This is a genomic window from Cytobacillus sp. Bva_UNVM-123, from assembly GCF_046351715.2.
Classification (GTDB): Bacteria; Bacillota; Bacilli; order Bacillales; family Cytobacillaceae; genus Cytobacillus.
Genome location: NZ_CM177772.1, coordinates 2,852,760 through 2,872,681, shown reverse-complemented (window position 1 = coordinate 2,872,681; position 19,922 = coordinate 2,852,760). Strand labels below are relative to the sequence as shown.

At 34.8% G+C, this 19,922-nt stretch carries 23 protein-coding genes; 21 read left to right on the top strand and 2 right to left on the bottom strand.

Translation table 11 applies throughout. The annotated features are described in order from the left end of the window. Position 1: 1 nt before the first annotated feature. The 6 genes from KDN24_RS14355 to KDN24_RS14330 all read left to right on the top strand — a co-directional run bounded on the left by KDN24_RS14355 (position 2) and on the right by KDN24_RS14330 (position 4,758). On the top strand, positions 2-1,108 hold the full coding sequence (locus KDN24_RS14355) for a toxic anion resistance protein (protein WP_409973591.1): 1,107 nt from the start codon (positions 2-4) through the stop codon (positions 1,106-1,108). 48 nt (positions 1,109-1,156) lie between these two features. Further along, positions 1,157-1,768 (top strand): TerD family protein, encoded by a 612-nt coding sequence (locus tag KDN24_RS14350; RefSeq protein ID WP_409973592.1) that lies wholly within the window; start codon positions 1,157-1,159, stop codon positions 1,766-1,768. Positions 1,769-1,980: 212 nt separating this feature from the next. After that, complete coding sequence (locus KDN24_RS14345) at positions 1,981-2,682, top strand: anthrax toxin lethal factor-related metalloendopeptidase (protein ID WP_409973593.1); 702 nt, start codon at positions 1,981-1,983, stop codon at positions 2,680-2,682. Between the two features lie 19 nt (positions 2,683-2,701). Further along, on the top strand, positions 2,702-3,496 hold the full coding sequence (locus KDN24_RS14340; protein WP_409973594.1) for a thymidylate synthase: 795 nt from the start codon (positions 2,702-2,704) through the stop codon (positions 3,494-3,496). After that, positions 3,493-3,978 (top strand): dihydrofolate reductase, encoded by a 486-nt coding sequence (locus KDN24_RS14335; protein ID WP_409973595.1) that lies wholly within the window; start codon positions 3,493-3,495, stop codon positions 3,976-3,978. Before KDN24_RS14340 ends, KDN24_RS14335 begins: the two co-directional genes overlap by 4 nt. 69 nt (positions 3,979-4,047) lie before the next feature. After that, positions 4,048-4,758 carry a lysophospholipid acyltransferase family protein gene (locus tag KDN24_RS14330; protein ID WP_409973596.1) on the top strand — a complete coding sequence of 237 codons (711 nt, stop codon included), beginning with the start codon at positions 4,048-4,050 and terminating at the stop codon, positions 4,756-4,758. 52 nt (positions 4,759-4,810) lie between these two features. Here KDN24_RS14330 and KDN24_RS14325 read toward each other — a convergent pair whose 3' ends face one another. Next, on the bottom strand, positions 4,811-5,047 hold the full coding sequence (locus KDN24_RS14325; protein ID WP_409973597.1) for a hypothetical protein: 237 nt from the start codon (positions 5,045-5,047) through the stop codon (positions 4,811-4,813). Positions 5,048-5,258: 211 nt separating this feature from the next. Here KDN24_RS14325 and ilvA point away from each other — a divergent pair, with 211 nt between their 5' ends. The 7 genes from ilvA (at position 5,259) to KDN24_RS14290 (ending at position 11,962) form a co-directional block, all read left to right on the top strand. After that, positions 5,259-6,527, top strand: coding sequence for a threonine ammonia-lyase IlvA (gene ilvA, locus KDN24_RS14320; protein WP_409973598.1), 1,269 nt, complete (start codon positions 5,259-5,261; stop codon positions 6,525-6,527). 189 nt (positions 6,528-6,716) lie between these two features. Then, positions 6,717-6,917 carry a twin-arginine translocase TatA/TatE family subunit gene (locus KDN24_RS14315; protein WP_409973599.1) on the top strand — a complete coding sequence of 67 codons (201 nt, stop codon included), beginning with the start codon at positions 6,717-6,719 and terminating at the stop codon, positions 6,915-6,917. A gap of 120 nt (positions 6,918-7,037) precedes the next feature. Next, a complete protein-coding gene (tatC, locus tag KDN24_RS14310) occupies positions 7,038-7,847 on the top strand; it encodes a twin-arginine translocase subunit TatC (RefSeq protein ID WP_491348055.1) in 810 nt (269 codons plus the stop codon). A 217-nt stretch (positions 7,848-8,064) separates the two neighbouring features. Further along, positions 8,065-9,681, top strand: coding sequence for an ATP-binding protein (locus tag KDN24_RS14305; protein WP_409973601.1), 1,617 nt, complete (start codon positions 8,065-8,067; stop codon positions 9,679-9,681). Positions 9,682-9,790: 109 nt separating this feature from the next. Continuing rightward, the gene (locus KDN24_RS14300; RefSeq protein ID WP_409973602.1) at positions 9,791-10,369 is read left to right on the top strand and encodes an SCO family protein; all 579 of its coding nucleotides are present in this window, start codon (positions 9,791-9,793) and stop codon (positions 10,367-10,369) included. 166 nt (positions 10,370-10,535) lie between these two features. Beyond that, complete coding sequence (locus tag KDN24_RS14295) at positions 10,536-11,384, top strand: SGNH/GDSL hydrolase family protein (protein ID WP_409973603.1); 849 nt, start codon at positions 10,536-10,538, stop codon at positions 11,382-11,384. Further along, a complete protein-coding gene (locus KDN24_RS14290) occupies positions 11,381-11,962 on the top strand; it encodes a YpmS family protein (protein WP_491348054.1) in 582 nt (193 codons plus the stop codon). Before KDN24_RS14295 ends, KDN24_RS14290 begins: the two co-directional genes overlap by 4 nt. 56 nt (positions 11,963-12,018) lie before the next feature. Here the strand turns inward: KDN24_RS14290 and KDN24_RS14285 are convergent, their stop codons facing one another. After that, complete coding sequence (locus tag KDN24_RS14285; protein WP_409973604.1) at positions 12,019-12,774, bottom strand: DUF4397 domain-containing protein; 756 nt, start codon at positions 12,772-12,774, stop codon at positions 12,019-12,021. A 584-nt stretch (positions 12,775-13,358) separates the two neighbouring features. On the opposite strand from KDN24_RS14285, the gene rsgA reads away from it, so the two are divergent. The 8 genes from rsgA to KDN24_RS14245 all read left to right on the top strand — a co-directional run bounded on the left by rsgA (position 13,359) and on the right by KDN24_RS14245 (position 19,912). Then, entirely contained in the window at positions 13,359-14,420 is a 1,062-nt protein-coding gene (gene rsgA, locus KDN24_RS14280) for a ribosome small subunit-dependent GTPase A (protein WP_409973605.1), read from the top strand. 129 nt (positions 14,421-14,549) lie between these two features. Further along, positions 14,550-15,089, top strand: coding sequence for a peptide-methionine (S)-S-oxide reductase MsrA (gene msrA / locus KDN24_RS14275; protein ID WP_409973606.1), 540 nt, complete (start codon positions 14,550-14,552; stop codon positions 15,087-15,089). Further along, positions 15,086-15,517 (top strand): peptide-methionine (R)-S-oxide reductase MsrB, encoded by a 432-nt coding sequence (gene msrB / locus KDN24_RS14270; protein WP_409973607.1) that lies wholly within the window; start codon positions 15,086-15,088, stop codon positions 15,515-15,517. The genes msrA and msrB overlap by 4 nt, the downstream gene beginning before the upstream one ends. A 115-nt stretch (positions 15,518-15,632) precedes the next feature. After that, positions 15,633-15,854 carry a YjcZ family sporulation protein gene (locus KDN24_RS14265; RefSeq protein ID WP_409973608.1) on the top strand — a complete coding sequence of 74 codons (222 nt, stop codon included), beginning with the start codon at positions 15,633-15,635 and terminating at the stop codon, positions 15,852-15,854. A gap of 169 nt (positions 15,855-16,023) precedes the next feature. Then, positions 16,024-17,013, top strand: a complete 990-nt coding sequence (locus KDN24_RS14260) for a S66 family peptidase (protein WP_409973609.1) — start codon at positions 16,024-16,026, stop codon at positions 17,011-17,013. A gap of 202 nt (positions 17,014-17,215) precedes the next feature. Further along, positions 17,216-18,580: an aspartate aminotransferase family protein gene (locus KDN24_RS14255; protein ID WP_409973610.1), complete on the top strand. Its 1,365-nt coding sequence runs from the start codon at positions 17,216-17,218 to the stop codon at positions 18,578-18,580. Further along, positions 18,573-19,265, top strand: coding sequence for a CoA transferase subunit A (locus KDN24_RS14250; protein WP_409973611.1), 693 nt, complete (start codon positions 18,573-18,575; stop codon positions 19,263-19,265). Before KDN24_RS14255 ends, KDN24_RS14250 begins: the two co-directional genes overlap by 8 nt. Continuing rightward, entirely contained in the window at positions 19,250-19,912 is a 663-nt protein-coding gene (locus tag KDN24_RS14245) for a 3-oxoacid CoA-transferase subunit B (RefSeq protein ID WP_409973612.1), read from the top strand. Before KDN24_RS14250 ends, KDN24_RS14245 begins: the two co-directional genes overlap by 16 nt. Positions 19,913-19,922 lie beyond the last annotated feature (10 nt).

Here is a 19,922-nt window from a genome sequence, read left to right as displayed (position 1 = left end):
GATGAATCAGTTGCAGCCAACAAATTCAGATTTAACTTTGCAAAAGCATGAAGATAAACTTACCGAAGCAAGTGCTTCAGAATTAAAATTAGCGCTTCGTCAAGATCCAGAAGTACAAAATCTTGCTCGGTCAATAGATGAAAGAGATCAAATTCAAATTCTAGAATTTGGGAAAGAACCAGCAACACAAATTTCACGCTTCTCTGACCAAATATTAAATAATATGAGAACAACGAAAGTGGAGGATTCTGGGGAATTATTAAAACAGCTTGGTAAAATTATGGATAAGTTCGATAAAAAAGATTTCGAACAAACATCAGGCGGCTTTTTTGGGAAGCTATTTAAAAAAAGCGAAAAGCTAATTGAAAAGCTATTTGGAAAATACCAAACGATGGGCCAGGAAATTGATAAAGTGTATGTTGAAATTTCGAAGTATCAAACTGAAATGGTTGATTCAACAACTATGCTTGACCAAATGTATGACCAAAATTACCAATATTATATAACCCTAGAAAAATACGCAGTAGCAGGACAATTGAAGGTGGATGATTTGAAAACGAATCAATTACCTCAGCTCGAATCTCGTGCTGCTGCAGGTGATCAAATGGCCTCTATGCAATTAGATACATTGAGAAATGCAGTAGAATTATTAGAACAAAGAGTATATGACCTTGAAATGGCGAAGATGGTTTCACTGCAAACAGCACCACAAATTCGCCTTTTACAAAGAGGAAATACGAAGTTAATCGGAAAAATAAATTCCGCGTTTGTTACGACTATCCCGATATTTAAAAATGGACTCATTCAAGCTGTGGCAGCAAAAAGACAAAAGCTTGTTGCAGATTCAATGAATGAGTTAGATCGAAGAACGAACGAAATGTTACTTCGTAACGCTCAAAATATTTCAAATCAAAGCGTTGAGATTGCGAGACTTGCAGGAAGTCCAAGTATAAAAATTGAAACAATAGAAGAATCTTGGAACATCATCATTAAAGGGATGCAAGAAACGAAGGCAATTGAAGAAGAGAATAAGCGCATGCGTGAAGAAGGAACAAGAAGATTAGAGCAGCTGCAAGATAATTTCAAAAAAATAAAGTATGAGAATTAAGTTCAAAAATAACTTAAATAACCAATAAAATTTTATGAGGTGACAAATATGGCAATCAATTTACAAAAAGGTCAACGTGTAGATTTAACGAAAGGAAATCCTGGATTATCAAAAATCTTGGTGGGATTAGGTTGGGATCCTGTGCAAAACCGAGGAGGCGGTGGCTTTTTAGGTTCGCTTTTCGGTGGCGGCGGTGGCCAAAACATTGATTGTGATGCATCAGTGATTATGCTTGGTGCGGATGGTAGAATTAGAAGTAATAGTGATGTCATTTATTTTGGAAATTTAAAAAGCAATGATGGAAGTGTACAACATACTGGAGACAACCTTACAGGAGATGGAGACGGGGATGATGAACAAATACTTGTTGACTTAAGCCGTGTTCCATCCCAAATTGATAAGCTTGTCTTTGTCGTAAATATTTATGACTGTGTGAAAAGAAATCAGCATTTTGGAATGATTCAAAATGCATTTATTCGCATTGTGAATTCAGCTAGTAATCAAGAGTTAATTCATTTTAACTTAACAGATAATTACAGCGGAAAAACTTGCTTAGTTGTTGGTGAAATCTATCGTCATGGAAGCGATTGGAAATTTGCGGCAGTTGGGAATGGCCTGAATGTTCCTGGTTTAGGTGAGTTGGTCCGTTCATATTCTTAATCAGATTAGCTTTTTCACGGGATGAACACAAGTGAGCTCTGATGAAATGTTAGAGCTCTTTTGTATGTAAATATCCATAAATAGGTGCTATATCCTTATATTTTGCTGTTTTTTCAAATAGCTATCTTATTTTTGCAATAATTCAATATGGTATAATATGAGTTATATAGAATGATATTTACTTCGAAGAATGGCAAAAAGGGGTACAGCTTATGCGAAAAAGCAGTCTAATAGGATGGGTATTGTTCTTATCGTTTTTTTTAATTGGCAGTACACATGCTGAAAATAATGGCATGAGTCTTGGAGATTATCCTCGCTTTGTTTATATAAAACAGTCTTTGGAACTGCAATCACCTTTATTATTAGAACATCTCATCGTTCTTCCAACAGAACATTTTAATGAGAATGAAGCAGAGAGAATGATTTCGCGAATCGATCATTTACCATCTTCATTACTAGAAAAACTTAATAATAAAAATATTAAGCTCAAATTATTTACAGGTAAATTAACAGATAATCCTACTGCACATTATCTGGAAGGAGTTATTCCGAGAGGCTATAAGAATGAAACAACTTGGGATGATGTACCAGGTATTGGAGGGAGTAAAACCGTTCTTGCCAAAATCGGTTATAGTGAGAAAGGAAAAGGGCATAGTTCGATAAATTTAGAACTTCATGAGCTTGCTCATTCAATTGACAGTATTCTATATATTAATATAAGCAGTACTAAACAATTTCATGCGATTTGGAATTCGGAAAAAGCAAAACTTTTTCCCGATCAAGACTATTTCTTAACATATCCGGAAGAGTATTTTGCAGAATCATTAGCGATGTATTATTTAAATAATGATTCTCGAAATCTATTAAAAGAAAGGGCTCCGAGTACTTATCAACTAATAAAAGAGCTAAAATAAGATTAGAGGTTGGTTGTGGATGAAACAATATTTAGATCTTTGCAAACACATACTAGAAAATGGTGTGAAAAAAGAGGATCGAACAGGAACAGGGACACTCAGTACGTTCGGTTATCAAATGCGCTTCAATTTACAAGATGGATTTCCTCTTTTAACGACGAAAAAACTACATTTACGCTCTATCATTCATGAATTGCTTTGGTTTCTGCAAGGAGATACGAATGTTTTGTATTTGCAAGACAATGGCGTGAGAATTTGGAATGAGTGGGCTGACGAAAATGGAAATTTAGGCCCTGTTTATGGGCAACAGTGGAGATCGTGGACAGGGGCGGATGGGAATACAATTGACCAAATTAGTGATCTTATCCAACAAATCAAAACAAACCCTGACTCTAGAAGAATGATTGTGAATGCGTGGAATGTAGGAGACCTTGATAAAATGGCATTAGCTCCATGTCATTGTCTGTTTCAATTTTATGTTTCCGAAGGTAAACTTTCATGTCAACTATATCAAAGATCGGCTGACGTCTTTCTCGGTGTGCCTTTTAATATTGCTTCATATGCAATGCTTACACATATGATTGCGCAAGTTTGTGATTTAGAACTTGGGGATTTCGTTCATACATTAGGGGACGCTCATATTTACTTAAATCATCTGGAGCAAATTCATCTTCAACTGAACCGTTCGCCACGTACATTGCCACAGTTGAAAATAAATCCAGAAGTTAAAGATATTTTTGGATTTAAATTTGAAGACTTTGCTCTTGAAAATTATGATCCACATCCACATATTAAAGGGGTGGTAAGTGTATGATTTCACTTATTTGGGCAATGGACAATAATAATTTAATTGGGAAAAACAATGCTCTCCCATGGCATCTTCCTGAAGATTTAAAGTTTTTCAAAAGAACGACGATGGGCTCTCCCATTGCAATGGGCCGTAAAACATGGGATTCATTAGGACAACCACTGCCTGGAAGAGAAAATATTGTGATTACACGAAATCACTCCTTCTCAAGTGCAGACTGTACAGTACTAAACTCTATTGAAGCATTCGCTGAATACTGTAATAGCAAGGATGAAGAAATATTTGTAATCGGTGGTGCGGAAATTTATCATCTATGTTTGCCATTTGCTACTCGGCTTTATTTAACACGGATTGATGCCGAATTTGAGGGTGATACTTATTTTCCAGCACTAACAATGAGTGAATGGAAACTAATTTCTAAAGAAAAGGGCATTAAAGATGAGAAAAACCCATATGATTTTTATTTTGAAACATATGAACGAAAATAAATGATTTTTAGCAGCTCATTTATGAGCTGCATTTTTTTATAAATAATATGATGAGATAGGGGAAGCAGCATGTTTCGTTTAATCGCATTTGTAGGCTATATGGTTGGATATTTAATCTATAGTCTCCCTACTTTAGCAAAAGTAAAAAAATTAGATCAAAATCTAGCTGTTGCGGAAAAGGACAAAATAATTCATCAATTACCTACAAAATGGTCTCGTACAATCATGAAAATTACAGGCTCTAAAGTTCATGTTACAGGTCAAGAGCTAATTCCAGATGGGCCAGTTGTATTCGTTTGTAATCATGAGGGAGATTTCGATATTCCTGTTTTACTAGCATTTGTCGATAAACCGTTTGGATTTATTTCGAAGGTAGAAGTGAAAAAAGCACCGATCATTTCCTCATGGATGGAGGCGATGAATTGTGTATACATCGATCGAAAAGATCGAAGAAGCGCGATCAAATCAATTCGTGATGGTGTTGAAAAATTGAAAAATGGACATTCACTTGTTATTTTTCCAGAAGGAACGAGAAGCAAGGGTGGTCCCATCGCAGAGTTTAAATCTGGAGGCTTACGATTGGCAAAGGATTCAGGTGTACCAATTGTTCCAATTGGAATTAAGGGCACATCTGACATATTCGAGAAGAATAATCGACTTGTAAAGCCAGCTAATGTTTCAATACATATTTGTCAACCAATTTTACCGGAAATCATTCGTAATAAGGACATGAAAGAGTTGGCAGAGGAAATAAGACAAATAATTATCGCTTCCGCATGATAAAAAGAAAAGACTCCTTTTGCTAATGGAGTCTTTTTTAAACCATCAAAACTTAGTAATTCGGGTTACCTAAATAATTTGTTAGCTCCTTGACCATTCCTTGAAATTCTGCAGGGTCACAGAATTCTTCAGCAGAAAAATTATTTTTTACCCATTGAATTAATTCAAATGGAGTATTAAAAAATTCACCACTAGAATCACTTTTGCGAATCATATATCTACCATTGTCTTCATCTAAAATTACTTCAACCGGTAATGCACAGTCAAGACTGCATAATGAAAACTCCATTTCCCCACCTCCATTTTTTTAATCAATTTTCAATTACATTCATTTAGAAAACTAAATTTTCTAATAACTTTCGCTTATTATATGCAAAACTCCTTCTTTATTATTCAAAAAAATTGAAAATATAAAAATCTTTTCGGTTAAATGTTGAAAACAAGATGACTCATGGTATAATTGTACAATTAATATTGGGAAGAATTGAGGAGGGTAACGAATGGAACAGAAGGTTATGAAAAAAAAATGGGTGCATGTGGAGGATATTATGATTGCATACCAGCAGCTAAAAGATATTGTTGCCCATACTCCTTTACAAAAAAATGAGCGGCTGTCAGAAAAATATGGGTGTAATGTTTTTTTGAAAAGAGAAGATTTACAGCATGTTCGTTCGTTTAAGCTCAGGGGGGCATATTATTCTGTCAAATCATTAAGTGAGGAAGAAACAAGGAATGGTGTCGTATGTGCAAGTGCAGGTAATCATGCTCAAGGAGTAGCATATGCTTGTAGACATCTTGGCGTTCGTGGGAAAATTTTCATGCCTGCCACAACGCCAAGACAAAAGATAAGCCAAGTTGAAATGTTTGGGCGGGATTATGTAGACATTATTTTAGTAGGGGATACCTTCGATGATTCGTATGCAGAGGCAATTAAATGTGCAGAATTAGAGGAGTGTACATTTATTCATCCCTTTGATGATGAAAAAGTAATTGCTGGTCAAGGGACAGTTGCAGTGGAAATGTTAAATGATTGTGAAGAGTCTATTGATTATGTCTTTGCTAGCATTGGCGGCGGCGGCTTAGTTTCAGGAATTAGCACTTATGTAAAAAGCATTTCTCCGTCCACAAAGATGATTGGAGTCGAACCAGCTGGGGCTGCCTCCATGCATGAATCACTTCGTAATTTGTCAGTTACTAATTTAAGTAAAATAGATAAGTTTGTTGATGGGGCTGCTGTAAAATGTGTCGGGGAAAAAACATTCGATATATGTCAGGAATATTTAGATGATGTTTTACTCGTGCCAGAAGGGAAAGTATGTACAACTATCCTTGAATTATATAATGAACATGCAATAGTGGTAGAACCAGCAGGAGCATTGCCCATCTCAGCCTTGGACTTATATAAAGAAGAAATAAAGGGCAAGAATATAGTATGTGTCATTAGTGGAGGAAATAATGATATTGGACGAATGCAAGAAATGAAGGAACGTTCATTATTATATGAAGGATTGCTTCGTTATTTCATAGTAAAGTTTCCACAGAGAGCAGGGGCTTTAAGAGAGTTTCTAGATGAAGTGCTTGGGAAAACAGATGATATTACAAGATTTGAATATACGAAGAAGAATAATAAAGATAACGGTCCAGCTTTAGTAGGTATTGAGATGAAACATAAAGAAGATTACGAAGGTCTCATCCACAGAATGGATAAAAAAGGATTTTCTTATATGGAAATTAATAATGATAGTAACCTTTTTCATTTGCTTGTTTAGTTTCAATTAAGTTAAGATGGACTTATACATATCATCTTTTATGACGATATGAATTATATCACATTAAGCTGAAATTGTTTTTTTTGTGAACTAAATATGAATTTTACTCCACTTTTACCCACAAGATGTATGTAAAGTACTATAATGATACTAGAATTACTAATAAGATATTTGTAAGGAGGATGTTTTATGCTATCAAACATCGGAGTTCCTGGATTAATATTAATTCTTGTTTTGGCATTAATTATTTTTGGTCCGAAAAAATTACCTGAAATTGGTCGTGCGTTTGGGCAAACGCTTAGAGAATTCAAAAAGTCTACTCGAGAATTAACAAGTGATGTTATGGAAGAGTTTGAAGAAGAAGATAAGAAGAAAAAAACGGTTAAATAAGGCGCAAGATTTAGTCTTGCCCTTTTTTATTCTAAATTTCGCTATGCAAGTATTTTACAAGCAGAACATCAGCGCTCTTTCATTTTGTTCATTATCATTTGAAGTTGGCAGGAGAAAAGTATGGCAGATAAAGAGTTAAATTTAATAGAGCATTTAGATGAGTTAAGAAAAAGACTGATCATATCAGTAGTTGCGTTTTTTATTTTTTTCATTATTGGCTTCATTTACGTTAAAGAGATTTATCTTTGGATCGTTCGTGACCTTGATGTTAAACTAATTGTTCTTGGACCGAGTGATATTATTTGGGTTTATTTTACGATAGCCTCTGTTATTGCCATTGCCGGAACCATTCCTGTATTAGCATGGCAAATTTGGTTATTTGTAAAACCTGCTTTAAAGCCAATAGAACAAAAGATTTCTTTATCCTATATACCGGCCTTATTTATTTTGTTTATTGTCGGTCTTTGCTTCGGCTATTTTGTCATTTTCCCAACAGTTCTTGGTTTCCTTGTTGAATTAGGCGGGCAAATGCTTGAGACGAATTTTACTGCCGATAAGTATTTTCGATTTATTCTACATATGACGATTCCTTTCGGTGTTCTTTTTGAGCTGCCAGTTGTAACAATGTTTTTAACATCTTTAGGAATAATTAATCCATATGCTCTTCAAAGAATTAGAAAATACGCCTATTTTGTGTTAATTATTATCGGAGTCGTTATTTCTCCGCCAGACATTATGTCTGATTTCCTTGTGGCAATCCCACTGTTAATTTTATATGAAATCAGTATAAATTTATCGAAGGTTGTTTATAAACGGAAGCTGAAAAAGGAAAAAGAATATGAAGAGCTTTATGAAGATGAAGAAGAAAACGAAGAAGAATATAATTTAGAAAATGAAGACAATGCTTCTAATACTGAAAAACCTGAGTAATAATACTCAGGTTTTTCTTTTTATATTCAATCCATTTTAATATTCTGAACATTAAAATATTATAGCAAAAATATTATTTTATCATAATTTAGCTATTGTTTCAATAATTTTTATGTTTTTGTAATATTTTCTCTTTTTTAGAGGAATATAGTTATAGCTTGTCGAAAGATTGAGAATATGGGTGATTTGTAAGTACTGTTGAATCGGGGATTAAAGAATGAAGGAGAAAATAAAGGGATTACCACTTTTTAAGAAATTATTTTTATTTTCATTTTTTATATGTTTTATAGTTGTGATAGCGACTGTAGGCATTAGTCTTTTATTGCAGGTAAAGCAAATGGAAAAACAGCTTAAATTTAGAGTTGTTGAAATGGCTAGTCTATGGAGCGAAACAATCGATATTAAAGATATTGAGAACGTCAAAAATGATAAGGATCGGGATCATCCTTCCTTTCAAAGATTGCAACAAAACTTAACAACGATGAGTGAAAAAGCTCAATATTCAAAAGCCATTCTCCTCAGTCCAGAAGTTTCGAATAATAATGAAATATTCATCATAGCAAGTGCTGACGCCTTTGAGGATGTTGGTTTAAAATCATTAATGTATTTAAGAGCACATGACGTATTTAGAAGAGCATATAATGAAGCTATTTATTCGAAGCGAGTGATTGCAAGTCAGCTAAAGATAGCTGAATATGGGTTTCGTATTTATTCATTTGCACCTATTTTCAATCAAAATGGTGAAATTATTGCCGTTTTAAGCATTAGCATTGATGCTTCTGTTCTTTATAATTACATCAATGATATTGCCGTCTATTTGATTGTTAGTATATTAATAATTATGGTTACGATGTATTTTATTTTACGAAGAGGCTTGAAGATTGTCATGAAGCCAATTAAAGATATCATTATTGGTTTTAATGAACTTAGTAAAGGCAATTTTTCGTTCAAATTGGAATCAAATGATCACCCTGAATTTAATCTTATGATTGACCAATTTAATAATATGACAAGTCAGCTATCAGAGCTTTTCGAAAGATTGTCTGCTACTTCAGAGCAGCTGGGTTCAATGAATCGTACGTTTGAACCTTTACACCGATTTGAAGATGCCATTGATGAAATGGACCAAATTTTACATAAAACAAAAATTCAACGTGAATTACAAAAAGCTGAAAAAATGAATGCAATAGGTCAATTAGCAGCTTCTGTCGCACATGAGATTCGTAATCCGATGACGGTTGTTAAAGGGTTTTTACAAATTTTTTTAGCAAAAGAGGAAATGAGTGATGAGGAGCGGATGTATGTTCGGCTTATGCTTGAAGAAATGAACCGAGCTGAAACGATTATTAATGATTATCTTTCTTTAGCAAAGCCTGATATTGAAATGACAGAAATTGTGGATGCGGGTGAGTTAGCTGCGAAAGTCATTGACTTAATGAATTCATATGCAATGATGTCAAAAAATATCCAAATCCATTCCGATTTACAGCACAATATATTTATTAAAGGAAACAAAGGAGAATTGACACAAGTTCTTGTGAATATTTTTAAGAATGGCATTGAGGCAATGAAAGATGGGGGAGTATTAAGTCTGCACGTCTATAAGGAAAAAAATTTTGCTGTATTTGAAATAGGTGATACTGGGATTGGGATGAGCGAAGAAGAATTAGAAAGGCTTGGTACTGCATTTTATTCCTTAAAAGAAAAGGGAACAGGCATCGGGCTCATGGTCTGCTATCAAATCGTTGAAAGAATGAAAGGAAAAATTGAAGTGAAAAGTATCTATGGTGAGGGGACTGTTTTTAAAATTTTTTTCCCATTATTAGATGAGTAGCAAATTGTCATTAGTAATTCCGTTCACTACTTTGTAAAACATTTTTCTTTAAACTTTCATATCTGTCTGCTAAAATTATGTTCGAACAAGTAGAGGGGCGGATGGATTAATGAAACTTCGTATGTTTGCAATTATTACTATTTTTACAATGTTATTGTTATCAGCCTGTGGCAAAGGCGAAATAAAAGATGCAAAAAATTGGCCAATTCAAGATTTTACTTTTATGAATCAGGAAAATAAATCATTTGGATTATCTGATTTAAAAGGAAAGGTTTGGGTAGCAGATTTTATTTTTACAAATTGTGAAGATGTTTGTATGCCGATGACGGCAAATATGGTAAAACTGCAAGAAATGGTGAAAAAAGAGAAGATTAAAAACATTGAGTTTGTATCATTTAGTGTTGATCCGACAGTGGATACACCTGAAGTTTTAACCGATTATGGAAATCAATATCATGCAGATATGAGCAATTGGCGTTTTCTAACAGGTTACAAACAAGAAGAAATTGAAAACTTCGCGATGAAAAATTTCAAAACACTTGTAAAAAAACCAAAGACTGGTGACCAAGTAATTCATCAAACATATTTTTATTTAGTGAACCAAGAGGGTAAAATTATGAAATTTTATCCAGGTCTTGCTGATATCCCTTTTGATGAAATTATGAAAGACATAAAAACATTGCAATAGGCCCTTAATGGGTCTATTTTGGTTAAATAGAGATGTATTGGTTAAATAACAAAAACTCGCAAATTTGCCGAGAGGACTTGGAGGACACCAAGTTTTTTTTTCGTTATAATATTAATAAGTAAAGCTGCCCTACTTCTAGATTTTATACAAAAAGGCGGGTGATAAAATGAGACTGACTGTAGCGCTCCTTTTGATTTGTACGATTATCTTATCTTCATGTACTCCGAACTCTTCCTCTCATTCAATAAAACTGAATCAGTATAAGAAATCAGTTCTAATGGAAATTGAGCATTTGCCTGTTAATTTTATCCCAAAAGAAATGACAATTGTTTCAGTAGGGGATTCACTTACTGAAGGCGTTGGGGATAGTACAAAACGAGGCGGGTATGTTCCTTATCTTAAGGAAATGCTTGAAATGGATAAAGGAATATCAGCAGCTACTTTTTATAATTTCGGAGTGAAGGGTAATCGTTCTGATCAACTTCTAAATAAACTAGGAACTAAAAAGGTAAAAAAAGCTGTAAACGAAGCTGATATAGTGATTGTAACAATTGGTGGCAATGATGTAATGAAAGTAGTTCGGGAAAATTTTTCAAATTTAAACTTAAAGGCTTTCGAAAAACAAAATACGATTTATAAACGCAATTTAGCAGATGTTATCCAACGAATTAGGCAAGAAAATGAAAATTGTAGTATTGTTTTAGTAGGACTATACAATCCATTCACTACTTGGTTTGCCAATGTACATGAATTAAACGAAATTATTAATGATTGGAATCAATCAAGCGAGAAAATTTTAGCTGAATATTCTGATGCGTATTTTGTCAAGGTCGATGATATTTTCCAAAGAGGGGGAGTTGCCCTTCTTTATACTGATTATTTTCATCCAAATGATAAAGGATATGAATTGATGGCTGAGCGAGTTCATGCCACTATCAGTACGGACGTGTTAAATCAGCCTTTTGAGCAATCATTGAAAGTAGAAAATGAGGAAAATGAGGAGAATGTGAATTGAACGGAAAAAGATGGAAATTATTGTTTTTGCTTTTGTTAGGAATAAACTTAATTATTTTTATTACATTGTTAGTGTTTATTAGTATTCCAGCAAAAGACGAACAATATTTATCAGCTAAGCTGAAAACAGATGGATATGTTCCCTTTACTGTTCAAACAAATAAGCAGGATTTAAACGATCTAATCAATCATTACTTAAATGAAGAAGGTTTGGCATTGGCTAATGATTATAAAGTAATTTTAAATGATGCGGTTATTCTATCAGGTTCAGTTCCTGTGTTTAGCCAAAATATCCAAATAAAACTTACTTTTGAACCAAAAGCATTAGAAAACGGAGATATCGTCCTACAACAAAAATCGGTCTCTGTTGGTCAGCTGCAATTGCCTGTATCATACGTACTTAAATTTATTAGTGAATACTCAAAGCTTCCAAAATGGGTGCATATCCAACCAAATGAAGAAAAAATTTATGTGTCATTGCAAAATATGAAATTAAAAAGTAATTTTAAAGTAAAAGTTGATGAAATGAATTTAAAAGAAGATGACATTCGTTTTACACTAATGGTTCCTGTTCGATAAATCAAAAACTAATGAAAAAAGCATGACGAACATATAAATGTCATGCTTTTTTATATTCATATAATTAGTGCTTCAAGTTTTGGTTCGTCTTTAATAGAACCAATTATTATGATAGAATAATTTTTGTTTGGATTAAGCTGAGTTTGTGGCAATAATAAAACAATCTCATTCGAACCAGCTATTCTTGCTTCTAAATTAACGGTCATGGGAGAAAGTCTTAAATAGCTTGTATGTTGACGGTATGAAAGGTGAGGGAAAAGAATATCTCTGTCTTTTACAGCGATGTCTAATGTAGGAGTGTCATGGGCGAGATGAATAACTCTTACCTTTGTTTCCACATTAGATACAAATAAATCATCTTCTACCGCCAACCATTTTAACTTTTTGGTATCTCCACTAAAAATAAATGTATACCCTTTCCCTTGTTCAATTATTATTTTTCTGCTAAGTATTGTTGAAACCATATTCCCAGCAGGATAAATATCTACTTGGTGTTTTCCAGCAGAAAGTGCTAAATAGCTGCTATGATCTTTAATTGAAAAGTCTTTTAATACTCTAATTCCATTAATATAAATATCGACGTTTGAAGTATTGAATGATCCATGTACAAAACGAACTCTCGCTTGCTGAGCGGCAAATCTTTGTTGTTCAAATATTTCTAATGAACGCATTGCTTGTGAGGCCAAATTCATGTAATGTAAATGCTGTTGGTAATAGGCGATATATTTAGTAGGATTTACATATTTATTGTAATTTGCTAAAAGGTCGTACATTTCAGCTATTCGAAAAAAGTCCTGTTGATTATGGGACATACCTCTCGCTCCTTCTAGATGGTATATGCTAATAAACTATGCGCATTTGTATAGGTTGGTGTCACGGGTATTTTTAATAAAAGATAATTTAAGAAAGATGCTTTACTTTTGGCTCACCTTTTCATATAATAAATAAATAATAATCTGAAAGTGGGTGAAGTGTAATGACAAAATTATTAATTTCTCGTTCATTAATTGTAGACATTTATTACACAGCCCAATTGAAATCTGTTTAATTATGTAGAAAACGATCTATTTTCTATGCTTATTAAACCACGGGCTGTGTGCCTGTGGTTTTTTTACTATTTTTTTAAGACTTTGTTAAACATGGCTGTTGATTTCCGCTCCAGGTAGCTCGCTTTCCGCGGGCGGTCTGGGAGCCTCCTCGGTGCTACCGCACCTGTGGGGTCTCCCTTGTCCTTTCCTCCCGCAGGAGTCTCGCCATCTTCCGCTCAAATCAACAGGTGCAAAAATCAACATTATCCTTTAACAAAGTCTTTTGTAAAAAAAGATACTTTAGATGTTAGATATGAATCTAGCGCTAATGTGTTATTACAATTCTAATAAGCATGGAGGATTTTATATTGAATTTACAAACACTTGGTTTTAATGAATATTTTGCAGATAAGTTTGAATTATATAAAGCAGAAGGTTATTCTGTTGGTCGAGTTTTGCTTGAGCATAAAAGAATGTATCGAGTTTGGACAGAAGATGGAGAGCTTTTGTGCGAGGTTTCAGGAAAGTTTGCCTTTATTGCCCTTGCAAGAGAGGATTATCCTGCTGTTGGAGATTGGGTTGTCTTAAAAACAAGAAAAGAAGAAAATCGTGGTACAATTCATGCCGTTCTTCCTAGGAAAAGTAAATTTTCTCGAAAGGTTGCTGGAACAAGCACGGAAGAACAAATTGTTGCTGCAAATGTAGATACAATTTTTCTTGTCAATTCATTAAACGAAGATTTAAATTTACGGAGAATTGAAAGATATTTACTTTTATCGTGGGAAAGTGGAGCAAATCCAGTAATTGTTTTAACAAAAGCAGATTTATGCAATAATTTGTCAGAGAAATTAGCAGAAGTCGATGGAGTCGCAATGGGAGTGCCGATTGTGACAATTAGCGTGATTGAAGAAAAAGGACTTGAAGCTATCCAGCCTTATCTCTTGCCAGGTAAAACGGTTGCCCTTCTAGGATCTTCAGGTGTTGGGAAATCTACCTTAACTAATTATCTTTTAGGCGAGGAAAAACAAAAGGTGCAAGATATTCGGCAAAATGATGATAAAGGAAGACACACGACTACACATCGTGAACTTGTTCTACTCTCAGGAGGAGCTGCGCTCATTGATACACCTGGAATGAGAGAGCTTCAGCTATGGGAAAGTGAAAATGGCTTAGCTGGAAGCTTTACTGATATCGAAACATTGGCAAATGATTGTAAATTTAGGGATTGCAGCCATGAAAATGAGCCTGGTTGTGCAGTAATTGCAGGTGTTGAAAGTGGCCTCCTTGATATAAATCGTTTAATAAGTTACAAAAAACTTCTTCGAGAATTAGCCTATTTAGATAGAAAACAAGATAAACGAGCACAAACTGAGGAGAAAAAGCGTTGGAAAAATATAACGGCTAGTGTGAAAAAAGCAAAGAAAATGTAAGAACTGAGTCTTAACAATAAATGACCTTTTTGTATGTTTTTCGAAGAGGTTATTTTTGCATGTATCGAAGTTTAACATTATTCTTATAAATAAGGTGGTAACACGAAATATACTTGTGAGGTGAAATGTATGGAAGAGACGAAATATGATTTAGCTACTTTCGCAGGAGGTTGCTTCTGGTGTATGGTGAAGCCCTTTGATGAACTGCCAGGAATTAAAAGTGTTATTTCAGGATATACGGGTGGTACGAAAGAAAATCCAACTTATGAAGAGGTTTGTACGGAAGCCACAGGACATTATGAAGCTGTCCAAATTACATTTGATCCAAAAATTTTCCCATATGAAAAGATCTTATCTATATATTGGCAACAAATCGATCCTACTGATGCTGGTGGACAGTTTTACGATCGTGGTCAATCTTATGAAACAGCAATTTTTTATCATAATGAAGAACAAAAACAGCTTGCTTTACAATCAAAAAATGAATTGCAAGAGAATGGTCCATTTAATATAGTGATAGCAACAAAAATATTGCCTGCAGCGCCTTTTTATCCAGCTGAAGAATATCACCAACAATATTATAAAAAGAATCCAGTTAGGTATGAAGCTTACCAGAAGGGCTCAGGGAGAGCAGCTTTTATCAAAAAACATTGGGGTGATCGTAAATGAATAATAATGAAAATTTGAAACAGCGTCTTAACGACATGCAATATCATGTGACACAAAATAATGGAACCGAACCGCCTTTCCAAAATGAATATTGGGATAAATTTAATCCAGGTATTTATGTAGATATTATATCGGGAAAGCCATTATTTAGCTCAAAAGATAAATTTGATGCAGGTTGTGGTTGGCCAAGTTTCACGAAACCAATTATCGAAAGTGAAATAATTGAGAAAAAAGACACTAGCCATTTTATGATTCGAACAGAAGTTAGGAGCAAAACAGCAGATTCTCATTTAGGTCATGTTTTTAATGATGGTCCTGACCCAGCAGGGTTACGATATTGTATTAATTCAGCTGCACTCCGATTCATACCAAAAGATAAGTTAATCGAAGAAGGCTATGAGGAATTACTTCCGTTGTTTGACAACTAATTTCGCCAATGAAAAGACGTTTTACAGAAAAATAGGCAAATACCCGTACAGGCCAAGCACCTATAACATAAATTAATAACGAAAACGCCCCAAAAATAATGAGGAGTGAATGAATATGTATGGATACGGATGTGACCCGTGTTATCCAGGAGTTGGCTATCCAGGAGTCGGCGCAGGGTTTGGCCCAGGGTTTGGCGCAGGAGTTGGTCCAGGATTTGGCTATCCTGTAGCAGGTGCTTTTGGTGGCGGCTGCGGATTTTCAGGAGGGTTTGCGTTAATCGTTGTGCTGTTTATCTTGTTAGTCATTATCGGAGCTAGCTGTATCGGATTTTGTTAAGATGACGAGATAAAAATTGGACTGTCTTTTAAGTTAAGGCAGTCTATTTTTATTGCTATTTCTGCCACTTAGTCAAAATATTTGGTAAAATAATGTTATTTAACTTCATAATTGTAAGAAATAAGTTATAATGGTCTAGCCAAATGGATTTGAAAAGGAGAGAGTATGTATGCTTGCAGAGCGATTGAAGCCAGGTGATCAAATTAGGGTTATTGCACCATCAAGAAGTTTGCAAATTGTAAAAGAAAAGCAAATTGATATAGCGATTGAACGTTTGAATCAGTTAGGTTTTACAGTGACGTTCGGAAAAAATACTTCAGCTCACGATGAATTTTTTAGTTCTTCTATAGAAGATAGAATCGAAGATTTGCATGAAGCTTTTCGAGATCCTAATGTAAAATGCGTTTTAACAGTTCTTGGGGGATATAATGCAAATCAATTATTAAAATACATAGATTTTGACTTAATCAAGGCAAATCCAAAGATTTTTTGCGGATATAGTGATATTACAGCATTAAGTGCTGCAATTTATCAAAAGACAGGTTTGATCACTTACTCGGGTCCACATTTTTCTAGTTTTGGCGTAAAATACGGTTTTGAATACACATTAAACTCGTTTATTGCTGCAGTTACAAATGATGCGCCATACGACATTGAACCATCGACCTTTTGGAGTGATGATGCCTGGTATCTTGATCAAGAAGAACGGACATATATTGAACAAGCTGGATATTTAGTGGTGCAGGAAGGAGAAGCTGAGGGAGTATTAATAGGTGGAAATTTATGTACATTAAATTTACTCCAAGGAACCGAATTCATGCCTTCATTAAAAGATGCCATTCTTTTTATTGAAGATGATGAGGAATCACATCCCCTTACTTTTGATCGTGATTTGCAATCGCTCCTACATCTTCCTGATGCTGTTGATGTGAAAGCAATATTAATAGGAAGATTTCAAAAAAATTCACATATGACGGAAGAAGCTTTAAAAAAAATAATTGCCAGTAAGAGAGAATTAAGAGGTATTCCAATTATAGTAAATGTCAATTTTGGTCATGTTCATCCGTTTGCAACAATCCCTCTTGGTGCTCATGCGTTTGTGATGGCAAAAGATCATAAAATTGAAATTTCAATTGAACAAAATAGGGTTTCCTATTAATCGTTCTTTCGTCAAAAACAGTCGTTCGTGGCTGTTTTTTTTGATCGCCTAGTAAATTAAAGAAGATTTGTATACTATCTAAATTATCTGAAAAATGTTATAATTTTCTTGTCATCTAGAAAAAACCATTTCATATAATTTTTGTAAAATAGAGTTTTTTTTATTTTTTGAAGATTATCCTTAATTTGGATGGAGGGAGAATATGGTTCAGACTAATTTAATAAAACCGATTTTAGACTCGCATTACCCAGTCATTGACTACGGAAAGGGGGTTTATTTGTATGATAAAGATGGAAAGGAATATTTAGATGCTTCATCAGGTGCAATAACTGCAAATATCGGTCATGGAGTAAAAGAGATTATCGATGCTATGCATGAGCAGGCAAAAAGAGTCTCTTTTGTTTATCGCTCTCAATTTACGAGTGACGCTGCGGAAAAGCTAGCAAAAAAAATTGCTGATTTAACAATTGGAGATTTAAATTGGTGTTTTTTCGTCAATAGTGGGTCAGAAGCAACTGAAACAGCAATGAAAATTGCGATTCAATATTGGCAAGAAAAAGGAATTTATACAAAATCAAAAGTTTTATCCCGTTGGATGAGCTATCATGGAATAACTTTAGGTGCTCTATCGATGTCTGGTCATATTGGAAGAAGAGCACGATTTATTCCTCTTCTAGAAGATTTTCCTGTAATACATCCTCCATATTGCTACCGCTGTCCATATAACAGGGAAGTTCCTAATTGTGATTATGTATGTGCACATGAGCTTGATACAGTCATAAAAAGAATCGGTGCTGAACAAATTGCTGCTTTTATTGCGGAACCAGTAATTGGTGCAGCGGGGGGAGCTATCACCCCACCGAAAGACTATTACAAAGTAATTAAAGAAATATGCGAGCGAAATCAAATTTTGTTTATTGCCGATGAGGTGATGACAGGATTTGGACGAACAGGAACAATGCTAGCCTGTGAGCACTGGGAAATTGAACCAGATATTGTTGCACTAGGAAAAGGAATGGGTGCAGGGTATGCATCAATTGCTGCAGCTCTCGTCAGTGAAAAAGTTATGGAGCCTATTTTATCGGGTTCGAAAATTGTGATGAGTGGACATACGTTAAGCGCCAATCCACAATCATGTGCTGTTTCGCTAGCCGTAGTTGAATATTTAGATAAAAATAAAATTATTACAGAAGTACAAGAAAAAAGTACGTATCTATTTCAACATTTGTCAAAGCTCCAAGAGAAATTTCCGATGATTGGTGACATCAGAGGTAAAGGTCTTATGGTAGGGATTGAATTTGTTGAGAACAAAGCAAATAAAACCCCTTTTCCACGGACTCTTCTTTTTACACAAAAGTTAATTCAGCTCGCACAGGAAAATGGTCTCATTATTTACCCAGCTGGCGCCGGAATCGATGGTGTCAATGGAGATGCGATCTTAATTGCCCCACCTCTTACAATCACATTTGAAGAATTAGATGAATTAATTACTCGATTTGAAAGAACATTGGAATTGTTTATTTCAAAATACTTTTTTGAAAATAATGAGGTGACCGAAATTGGATAATTCCTTCCGAAAAATTATTTCGATTAATAAAGCGATGGAATATTTCGATGATGGAATGACCATTTTATTTGGTGGATTTGGCGGAATTGGTTCACCTCCAACACTTATTGATGGAATAATTGAAAAAGAGATAAAAGGACTAACATTAATTGGTAATGATACAGCTTTCCCACATATTGGCATTGGTAAGCTTGTAAGCATGGGGAGAGCTAGAAAAGTTATTGCTTCTCATATAGGATCAAACCCTGTCGCTGGTCAGTTAATGACGGATGGGCTGCTCGAAGTAGAGTTTTCTCCACAAGGAATTCTTGCTGAAAGGATTCGAGCAGGGGGAGTTGGCCTCCCAGGGATTTTGTCCGATATTGGCATTGACAATGAAATTGTTTCAAGCAATAAGCAGAAAGTATCTGTTCTAAGCAAGGAATATTTAGTAGAGACAGCACTTACTGGAGATATTGCGATCGTGTTTGCTAAAAAAGCAGATCCATATGGGAATTTAATTTATGACAAAAGTGCACGCAATACGAATCCGCTTGTGGCAATGGCAGGGGATATTACAATAGCAGAGGTCGAAGAAATTGTCCCTCTCAGCTCTTTAAATCCCGCTGAAATCATCACACCTGGCGTGTTTGTAGATTACATCGTTCCATCGAAGGGAGTGAATTGGAAATGGGCTTGGGAATAGAAAGTCGAAATCGAATTGCAAAACGGGCAGCAAAAGAAATAAAAAATGGGATGGTTGTAAATCTCGGGATTGGCATTCCATCTCTCGTACCAAATCATCTGCCTAACGATATAAATGTATTCTTTCATGCTGAAAATGGGATTACCGGGATGGGGCCGAGCCCTAAATTAGGAGAAGAGGATGAGAACCTTTGTAATGCAGGTGGGTTTCCAGTGACAGTTGTTGATGGAGCTTCTTATTGTGATAGTGCGATTTCATTTGGCATGATTAGACGGGGAAAAGTAGATATGACTATTCTTGGTTCATTGCAAGTTAGTGAACTAGGTGATCTTGCTAATTGGATTGTGCCAGGTAAAAAAATTCCTGGTATGGGGGGAGCAATGGAACTTGCCCAAAAAGCAAATAATGTAATTGTGCTTATGAATCATGTGGATAAGCGAGGAAATCCGAAGATTGTCAAAAAATGCACTCTCCCGCTAACATCAGCAAAATGTGTTAACCTTATTATAACAGAAATGGCAGTATTTCAAGTAACTGAGGCTGGTTTATTGCTGACTGAATTGTTCTTACCTTACGAATTAAATGATGTGTTATTAAATACTGGCTGTGAAGTTTTAATTAGCGATGATCTCTACGTCATCGATTAATTCCGAAAAG

Excerpts from the sequence above, each read along its gene's own strand:
- KDN24_RS14355 (WP_409973591.1), top strand. The coding sequence starts at position 2 with ATGAATCAGTTGCAGCCAACAAATTCAGATTTAACTTTGCAAAAGCAT.
- KDN24_RS14350 (WP_409973592.1), top strand. The coding sequence starts at position 1,157 with ATGGCAATCAATTTACAAAAAGGTCAACGTGTAGATTTAACGAAAGGA.
- KDN24_RS14345 (WP_409973593.1), top strand. The coding sequence starts at position 1,981 with ATGCGAAAAAGCAGTCTAATAGGATGGGTATTGTTCTTATCGTTTTTT.
- KDN24_RS14340 (WP_409973594.1), top strand. The coding sequence starts at position 2,702 with ATGAAACAATATTTAGATCTTTGCAAACACATACTAGAAAATGGTGTG.
- KDN24_RS14335 (WP_409973595.1), top strand. The coding sequence starts at position 3,493 with ATGATTTCACTTATTTGGGCAATGGACAATAATAATTTAATTGGGAAA.
- KDN24_RS14330 (WP_409973596.1), top strand. The coding sequence starts at position 4,048 with ATGTTTCGTTTAATCGCATTTGTAGGCTATATGGTTGGATATTTAATC.
- KDN24_RS14325 (WP_409973597.1), bottom strand. The coding sequence starts at position 5,047 with ATGGAGTTTTCATTATGCAGTCTTGACTGTGCATTACCGGTTGAAGTA.
- ilvA (WP_409973598.1), top strand. The coding sequence starts at position 5,259 with ATGGAACAGAAGGTTATGAAAAAAAAATGGGTGCATGTGGAGGATATT.
- KDN24_RS14315 (WP_409973599.1), top strand. The coding sequence starts at position 6,717 with ATGCTATCAAACATCGGAGTTCCTGGATTAATATTAATTCTTGTTTTG.
- tatC (WP_491348055.1), top strand. The coding sequence starts at position 7,038 with ATGGCAGATAAAGAGTTAAATTTAATAGAGCATTTAGATGAGTTAAGA.
- KDN24_RS14305 (WP_409973601.1), top strand. The coding sequence starts at position 8,065 with ATGAAGGAGAAAATAAAGGGATTACCACTTTTTAAGAAATTATTTTTA.
- KDN24_RS14300 (WP_409973602.1), top strand. The coding sequence starts at position 9,791 with ATGAAACTTCGTATGTTTGCAATTATTACTATTTTTACAATGTTATTG.
- KDN24_RS14295 (WP_409973603.1), top strand. The coding sequence starts at position 10,536 with ATGAGACTGACTGTAGCGCTCCTTTTGATTTGTACGATTATCTTATCT.
- KDN24_RS14285 (WP_409973604.1), bottom strand. The coding sequence starts at position 12,774 with ATGTCCCATAATCAACAGGACTTTTTTCGAATAGCTGAAATGTACGAC.
- msrA (WP_409973606.1), top strand. The coding sequence starts at position 14,550 with ATGGAAGAGACGAAATATGATTTAGCTACTTTCGCAGGAGGTTGCTTC.
- msrB (WP_409973607.1), top strand. The coding sequence starts at position 15,086 with ATGAATAATAATGAAAATTTGAAACAGCGTCTTAACGACATGCAATAT.
- KDN24_RS14265 (WP_409973608.1), top strand. The coding sequence starts at position 15,633 with ATGTATGGATACGGATGTGACCCGTGTTATCCAGGAGTTGGCTATCCA.
- KDN24_RS14260 (WP_409973609.1), top strand. The coding sequence starts at position 16,024 with ATGCTTGCAGAGCGATTGAAGCCAGGTGATCAAATTAGGGTTATTGCA.
- KDN24_RS14255 (WP_409973610.1), top strand. The coding sequence starts at position 17,216 with ATGGTTCAGACTAATTTAATAAAACCGATTTTAGACTCGCATTACCCA.
- KDN24_RS14245 (WP_409973612.1), top strand. The coding sequence starts at position 19,250 with ATGGGCTTGGGAATAGAAAGTCGAAATCGAATTGCAAAACGGGCAGCA.